This window comes from Macrococcus sp. S115 (assembly GCF_030067655.1).
Lineage (GTDB): Bacteria > Bacillota > Bacilli > Staphylococcales > Staphylococcaceae > Macrococcoides > Macrococcoides psychrotolerans.
This window is the reverse complement of record NZ_JASJES010000007.1, coordinates 110,474-118,264: the sequence shown is the minus strand read 5'-3', so window position 1 is coordinate 118,264 and position 7,791 is coordinate 110,474. Positions and strand designations below refer to the sequence as shown.

The 7,791-nt window shown below is 41.5% G+C and carries 6 protein-coding genes; 2 read left to right on the top strand and 4 right to left on the bottom strand.

Features of this window, described 5'->3' with window-relative positions:
- Positions 1 to 285: 285 nt before the first annotated feature.
- Both hutI and hutU read right to left on the bottom strand, forming a co-directional pair.
- Positions 286 to 1,518, bottom strand: a complete 1,233-nt coding sequence (gene hutI, locus QNJ52_RS09310; RefSeq protein ID WP_219492806.1) for an imidazolonepropionase — start codon at positions 1,516 to 1,518, stop codon at positions 286 to 288.
- An 18-nt stretch (positions 1,519 to 1,536) separates the two neighbouring features.
- Positions 1,537 to 3,186, bottom strand: coding sequence for a urocanate hydratase (gene hutU / locus QNJ52_RS09305; RefSeq protein ID WP_283722404.1), 1,650 nt, complete (start codon positions 3,184 to 3,186; stop codon positions 1,537 to 1,539).
- A gap of 131 nt (positions 3,187 to 3,317) precedes the next feature.
- Between hutU and QNJ52_RS09300 the strand changes: the two genes are divergently transcribed.
- Complete coding sequence (locus tag QNJ52_RS09300; protein ID WP_283722402.1) at positions 3,318 to 4,205, top strand: LysR family transcriptional regulator; 888 nt, start codon at positions 3,318 to 3,320, stop codon at positions 4,203 to 4,205.
- Here the strand turns inward: QNJ52_RS09300 and hutG are convergent.
- Entirely contained in the window at positions 4,165 to 5,100 is a 936-nt protein-coding gene (gene hutG / locus QNJ52_RS09295; RefSeq protein ID WP_283722401.1) for a formimidoylglutamase, read from the bottom strand. The genes QNJ52_RS09300 and hutG overlap by 41 nt on opposite strands.
- On the bottom strand, positions 5,093 to 6,544 hold the full coding sequence (locus QNJ52_RS09290; RefSeq protein WP_283722399.1) for an FAD/NAD(P)-binding protein: 1,452 nt from the start codon (positions 6,542 to 6,544) through the stop codon (positions 5,093 to 5,095). Before QNJ52_RS09290 ends, hutG begins: the two co-directional genes overlap by 8 nt.
- A gap of 115 nt (positions 6,545 to 6,659) precedes the next feature.
- Here QNJ52_RS09290 and QNJ52_RS09285 point away from each other — a divergent pair, with 115 nt between their 5' ends.
- A complete protein-coding gene (locus QNJ52_RS09285) occupies positions 6,660 to 7,790 on the top strand; it encodes a betaine/proline/choline family ABC transporter ATP-binding protein (protein WP_219492814.1) in 1,131 nt (376 codons plus the stop codon).
- Position 7,791 lies beyond the last annotated feature (1 nt).

The window sequence follows — 7,791 nt, the reverse complement described above, 5'->3', positions numbered from 1 at the left end:
TCATGTTTATTTTTTGTGAGCCAACTTGGTGGTTCTCTATACGCAGTGAGCAGCATCTTGGCTCATGTTTATTTTTTATGAGCCAACTTGGCGGTTCTCTATACGCGGTGAACGTCATCTTGGCTCATGTTTATTTTTTGTGAGCCAACTTGGTGGTTCTCTATACGCAGTGAGCAGCATCTTGGCTCATGTTTATTTTTTGTGAGCCAACTCAATTCGCTCCCCTATCCGATACTCCCTATAAAAAAATCACCCTCAACTTAAAATTGAGGGTGATACATCGTACTATTTCAACTTAAATTCATTCTCAACAATGACTTTCCCTTTATGAATCACTTTCTCGGCATGGTTAACACCATATTGATATGGTATATACTCATGGTTCTTCGCATGCCACACCACTATATTCGCTTCATCACCTACATCGATTGTTCCAGCGTCTAACCCAATAGCTTTCGCAGCATTGACTGTAACGGCATTCCAGATTTCTTTCGGTGATAACTTGAGTTTCAGTGCAGCAATGCTCATCACCATCTGTAAGTTACTCGTTACGCAGCTTCCTGGATTGTAGTCCGTCGCAATTGCAATGGCACCGTTATTGTCTAACATACCACGTGCGTCTGCGTATTCATTTTTATCGAGGTAGAACGTTGTTCCCGGTAATAATACTGCGACTGTATCGCTATCTTTTAGCATCTCTTTTCCTTTTTCACTTGCTGCTACTAAGTGGTCCGCACTGATGGCATTCTCTTCGATAGCAAGTTCTAATCCACCAAGCGGGTCGATTTCATCGGCATGGATTTTCACTGGTAAGCCATGCTCTTTCGCTGCCTGCATGTATTCACGAGACTGATCGATTGTGAACACGCCTGTTTCACAGAAGATATCCGCAAAGTCTGCTAAATCGTTCACTTGCTCTAAATCATTGATACATTCTTTAATAAACACGTCGCTGTCTTTATCTTTCGGTACAGCGTGTGGTCCAAGGTACGTATGTTTCATGTTGATGCCGTACTTTTCCTGTAATCTTTTTGAAACGCGTAACTGTTTTAACTCATGCTCTAAACTTAAACCATATCCACTTTTACTTTCAACACTGAGTACACCGTGATGAATCATGCGCAGTAATTCATGCTCTGCTTTTTCGAACAACTCATCTTCACTCGCTTCACGTGTTGCTTTCACTGTAGAGTGAATGCCCCCACCTTGCTCAAGAATTTCAAGATATGACACACCTTGGCGTTTCAAGCTCATTTCGTGTTCACGTGAGCCGCCATGCACTAAATGTGTATGCGCATCGACGAGTGCTGGTGATACTGTCTTTCCTTTCGCATCAATCGTTTCACTTGCTACATACTCATCATTAAATTCTCCGGCATAAACAATCTTGCCATCTTTAATAACGACCGTTCCGTTCTCTATAATTTTAAGGTCTGCAAGTTCCGCACCCTTTAAAGGTTTGTCTGTCTTCTTCGGTAAGATTAGTTCACTAATGTTCTGAATTATTAAATCGTTCATCATAACCATCCCCATCTATTATTTGTCAAGCATTGGTACATTTATGCCTTTTTCTTTCGCAACATTAACCGCAATATCATATCCCGCGTCAACATGACGCACTACACCCATACCTGGGTCTGTTGTGAGCACGCGTTGTAATCGTTCTTCAGCGTTTTTCGTACCATCTGCTACAACAACCATCCCAGCATGTAATGAATATCCCATACCTACGCCGCCACCGTGGTGAAATGAAATCCATGATCCACCAGCTGCAGTGTTGATCAGTGCGTTCAATACTGCCCAGTCTCCCACTGCATCACTGCCATCCTGCATGCTTTCTGTTTCACGGTTCGGACTTGCAACACTTCCTGCATCTAAGTGATCACGACCGATAACGATAGGCGCAGAAATCTCTCCAGTTTCAACAAGTTTATTTAGTGCTAACCCCATCTTAGCGCGTTCACCGTATCCGAGCCAAGCGATACGAGATGGTAATCCCTGGAATGCAATCTTCTCACTTGCTAAGTCTAGCCAGCGCATTAATTTCTTATTATCAGGGAATAATTTACGCATCTCTTCATCTGCGCGTTCAATATCTTTTGGATCCCCGCTTAATGCTGCAAAGCGGAACGGTCCTTTTCCTTCGCAGAATAGCGGACGAATGTATGCTGGTACGAATCCTGGGAAGCTGAATGCATCTGTAACACCTTCGTCAAATGCAACTTGACGGATATTATTTCCGTAATCGAATGCAACTGCGCCACGTTTTTTGTACTCAAGCATGTATTCAACGTGTTTCGCCATCGATTTCTTCGCTAGACGAACAACTTCTTCAGGATTTTCCTTACGCATCCTCACTGTTTCTTCGGATGTGTATTCAACTGGTACATAACCGTTTAATGGGTCATGGGCACTTGTCTGATCTGTTACGATATCAACTTTAAAGTCTTTATCTAATAGTTCTTTATAGACATCGACAGCATTACCAACAAGTCCGATTGATAATGCCTCCTTCTTGTCTTTCGCTTCAGTCGCCAGGCGAATCGCTTCGTCTACACTATGCGTCTTCACATCACAGTAACACGTTTCAATACGTTTATCGATACGGCTTTCATCGACATCTATACCGATAACTACCCCACCATTCATCGTGACAGCAAGCGGCTGAGCTCCGCCCATACCACCAAGTCCTGCAGTTAATGTAATCGTACCTGCTAAGTCTCCATTGAAATGCTGATTTGCAAGTTCTCCGAATGTTTCGTACGTTCCTTGCACAATCCCTTGGGAACCGATGTAGATCCAGCTTCCTGCAGTCATCTGCCCGTACATCATCAAGCCTTTTTTATCTAATTCATTGAAATGCTCCCAGTTTGCCCATTTCGGAACTAATACAGAGTTGGATAATAATACACGTGGTGCCTGGTCGTGCGTCTTAAACACTGCGACAGGTTTACCAGACTGAACGAGTAACGTTTCATCCTTTTCTAAATTACGCAAGCTTTCAACAATCGCATCGAAGCTTTCCCAGTTACGTGCTGCTTTACCGATACCCCCATAGACAACTAAGTCTTCAGGGTGCTCTGCAACTTCTGGATCTAGGTTGTTATAGAGCATACGTAATACCGCTTCTTGCTCCCAGCCTTTACATTCGATTTCTAAACCTTTCTTTGCTCTAATATTTCTCATTATAATCGCCTCCATTTATTTAAATTTTCAGTTTATTGTGCTCGTTATTCATTATAATCTGCTATTATATAGTTATCTAATATAAATAAACTAATTATTAATAGGATTTAACTATAAAAGGAGCGTGAACTGTGAAAATTCTACATTTCGAATATTATATTGCGGTTGTTGAACATCAAAGTTTCACGAAAGCGAGTGCGTATCTGCATATTAGTCAGCCATCGTTAACGGCTGCAATCAAGAAGCTGGAAGCGGAAATAGGATACAAGCTATTGACGAGAAGTACGAAGGAAATCAAGATTACGGAGCGTGGTATTCTGTTCTATCAGTATGCAAAAGATATTGTACATAAATATCAGCAGACGGTCGAACAGATGTATGACTTAAATTACAGCAATAACCCTAAAATTAAAATCGGTATATTAGAGTCTGCAAGTAAATGGGTAAGCACTGTTATCGCGCAGCATAAAGAGCATGATACAGATCAGCATTATATGATCAGAGAAATATTGACGACAGATGCGATCACACAGGCCATCACCAATTATGATGTCCATATCGCATTATCAAATGAACAGCTTATCCATGATGACATTATTTCACTGCCGTTATATTCAGAGGACTATATCATCACTGCACCAAACGATACATTTAATAATAAAAGAAGCGTCAATCTAGGCGATCTGCCGCTGATTCTGCCGAATGACTCCTTTCAAGTCCGTAAACATCTAAATGATTATTTCTTAAGGCATAATATCAGGCCCCATATCGTGCTTGAAGTGGATCGTTTTGAAACGGCGCTTAACTATGTGCATGAGCGTATCGGTTATGCAGTCATCCCTAAAATATACTATCAGTCTCATAATGCATCTCATCTTAATGCGATTACGATTCGTCCGAACATCAGTCGCACAATCTATATCAATTACCACAAAAAAAGAAAGCACTCCACGAGAGTACTTTCTTTAATAGATGGCTTTATAAAATATTGGGATTTCGGTGCACTGCAAAAAACATGATGTTGCCGACAAGCTTTGCAGTGCGGCCATCTATATCATATTCTGGATTCATCTCAGCAATGCTTAGGTGACGCGTCTTGCCATATGAGAGTATTTCTCTTATAAGACGCTCTACTTGCTGAGGTGTAAGTCCGAAGCTGCACGGTGCACTGACACCTGGTGCATATGCACTGTCAATCACATCGAGACATAGCGTCAGCATAATAATGTCATACTGCTCGATAAATGACTGGATGATTTCATCTGTCGTATCATAGTCGATATCTTCAGCGAGCACATATTTCACGTCATACTGTTCCGCCACTTCAAATAAATGCTGTGTGTTCCCCGCTTCCTGCAGCCCAAGCACGAGGTAGCCGGCATCTGCATCTTCATCAAGTATCTGTTTAAACCCTGTACCGCTCGTTGCATATTCACTATCGCGCAGATCGAAATGCGCATCAATATTGATGACACCGATTGACTGCTCCGGATATAAAGCTTTCAATCCTTTAAAATGCGCATAAGAAATATCGTGTCCTCCACCGATTAACAGGTGGAACTTAGCATAGTCATTCGTCTTATCAATGAGTTCAGCATATTCATGCTGCACATTCTCAACAAACTTCTCTTCAGTCGTCACATTCCCGAAGTCAGCAATTGATAAATCATGCATCAGTGGCAGGTTACCAAACTTTGTACGTATCGCATCAGGCCCTTGCTTCGTACCCACCCTGCCTTGATTCAGATAGACACCACGATCAACCGCATACCCGAGTATACCAACATCAAATCGTTCTGTAAGCTCACCTTCTGCATCTACTACTTGTGCTACTTGAAAATTTCTAAAATGTGCACGATTATCATTATCATCTATTCTGCCACTCCATAATGCAGCATCTGCTTTACTATACATCCAATCCCTCCTCTTCAGCTAGAGCTTTAACTGTTCGTTTTGCTTCATCAATCAGTTCCATTATACCGTTATCTAAGTAGTTGACACCAGATGTCTTCTGTCCAAGCATAAAGAAGCGTGACATGACACCATCTCTCATAATAACCTGATTGCGGATCGGCGTTACATAGAAACCTCCATCTGGATGCTCAATCAGCAAGTCCTGATTCACAAGGTTTTCAATCAAAGGATTAGGTTCAGTTGCATCCTTGTAAGCTTTTGCTGGGCCTGTCGCATTAAACACATAATGTACACGTAGCTCTTTATCCTTTGTGTGAATGCGGAACTTATTATATTTATACTCAATGTCTGTTATTCCGCTATAGATCTCTACGCGTCCACTAGAAAGGGCATCGAGCAGTTCCTCTGCCGTTCCTTCAGGCATTGGATTCGCATAATCATCTAGTATCGGTGCATAGTGTTTGCGATATGCTGCTTTATCTTCTCGTGTCATAAATGGCCATATATACGATGCGATATGGACTATTTCAAGGACGAATGACTGCATCAGCCCGACCTCTTCTGGATGACTCAAGTCAAATTTTAATGCTCGTACTGGATTTGAACGATTAATACGTAGTTTCTCTACATCTAAGCCAAGTCCATCAAGCTCTTTTTTGAACCTTTCTACTAATTCCTCCAATGGAATATAACCATGATGCGCCACTTTAATTTTCTCAAGTTTCTTATGCGTTATATATTTAAACTTGACCTCCTGCATCTTACCACGGACCGACTGTACCTTACCATCACGGCTGATAAGTGCTAACTTGTTCGTACTATGTGCGATAAAGTAACGCACAATATCGAGACTCGAAAGGCCTGTCCCAATAACCGCATAATCTTTGTTCGCTTCAATGCTCTTCTCATGCAGTGGATACGGCCATTTATAATAGCCCGTTGTTCCTTCAAGCTGATAAGGATCCATCGGTCCAAACTGGCCTGGAGATAAAAATATAGCATCAAAATAATATTTCTCATGCTGAGTGGAAACGACATATTCCTGACTAATAAACTCAACATTTCGTGCATGGTCTGTTATAATAGATACGTTCTTCTTGTTCGCAAATTTCTCAAAGTGTTCTTGCATGTATTTACCGAATAATTGTCGAGAATAATAACGATTGGCTGAAGTGTTCTCCGCTTCATCGAGATGAATCTCTTTGTTTACGTTGCTTTTTTGGATCCAGTCGATGAAGTCTCGTTGCTTATTAGGTTTCATACTGATGAGATTTCCAGGATAATTCATCAGCAGTTCGGGGTCGTCGTACTGAAATGCACGTCCACTCCCCATATACTTCTTATCATCAAAAACTGTAATCTCAGCTCTCAGTTTTTTTTCTTTATGCAGATACTTCAACACAGATATGCCACCAACGCCTGCACCTATAATTGCAATTCTCATTATATCCACTCCCTTACCTATATATTATCAAAAAATTGGGTAAACAAACTTATAGTATATAATTTTTATATTTATATAAAACTTATTCACAAAAAATATTTTATGAGGTGAAGACATGTTAGAAATGAATAACGTCTCGAAAGTTTATAAAGGCGGTAAAAAAGCAGTATCAGATTTAAACATTTCAATCAAACAAGGAGAGTTTATCGCGTTCATCGGTACGAGCGGCTCTGGTAAGACAACTGCGATGCGTATGATCAACCGTATGATTGAGCCAACTAGCGGGACGATCACTCTGGACGGGAAGAATATCAAAGAACTGAACCCCGTACAGCTTCGCCGTAAAATCGGCTACGTCATCCAGCAGATTGGATTACTGCCTCATATGACTATTCGTGACAACATCACGCTTGTACCGAAATTGCTGAAATGGTCAGAAGTGGACAAGAACAAGAAAGCTGAAGAACTGATTCAGCTCGTCGATCTTCCATTATCCTATCTTGACCTCTATCCCTCTCAGCTCTCAGGTGGACAACAGCAACGTATCGGTGTCGTACGTGCACTTGCTGCAGATCAGGATATCATTCTGATGGACGAACCTTTTGGTGCACTGGATCCACTTACACGTGATACTTTGCAGGATCTAGTGAAAGAGCTACAGGTCAAATTCAATAAGACTTTCATCATGGTCACGCATGATATGGACGAGGCTATCAAATTAGCAGATCGCATCGTCATTATGAGTAATGGTGAAGTCGTACAGCTTGATACACCGAACAATATATTAAGACGTCCAGCAAATGATTTTGTGCGCGATTTCATCGGCGAAAACCGTCTGATCCAGACGACGCCTAACGTTAAAACAGTTGATGAAGCAATGGTCAAACCCATCTCTGTTACAGCTGAGAAGTCAATAGGTGAAGCGATACAGATTATGCGTGAGCGTCGTGTAGATACATTGCTCATCACAGACAATGATAATGTCTTAGTCGGCTACGTCGACATTGAAGACTTATCTGAAGCAGCAAAGAAATCATTAAGCCTGTCTCGCATCATGAACCATAATGTCTATTTCGTGCGTTCTGGTGTGTATCTTCAAGATACAGTGCGTACCATCCTTAAGCGTAATATTCGTCTTATCCCAGTGCTTGATAAGCACGATAGACTGCTCGGCGTCATTACTCGTGCCAACTTAGTAGATATCGTCTATGACACTATCTGGGGCGAAGAGTTAGAGGAGGTATAAT

Bases quoted from the DNA above. Each gene is read 5' to 3' on its own strand.
- hutI (WP_219492806.1), bottom strand. From the start codon at position 1,518: ATGAACGATTTAATAATTCAGAACATTAGTGAACTAATCTTACCGAAG.
- hutU (WP_283722404.1), bottom strand. From the start codon at position 3,186: ATGAGAAATATTAGAGCAAAGAAAGGTTTAGAAATCGAATGTAAAGGC.
- hutG (WP_283722401.1), bottom strand. From the start codon at position 5,100: ATGTATAGTAAAGCAGATGCTGCATTATGGAGTGGCAGAATAGATGAT.
- QNJ52_RS09290 (WP_283722399.1), bottom strand. From the start codon at position 6,544: ATGAGAATTGCAATTATAGGTGCAGGCGTTGGTGGCATATCTGTGTTG.
- QNJ52_RS09285 (WP_219492814.1), top strand. From the start codon at position 6,660: ATGTTAGAAATGAATAACGTCTCGAAAGTTTATAAAGGCGGTAAAAAA.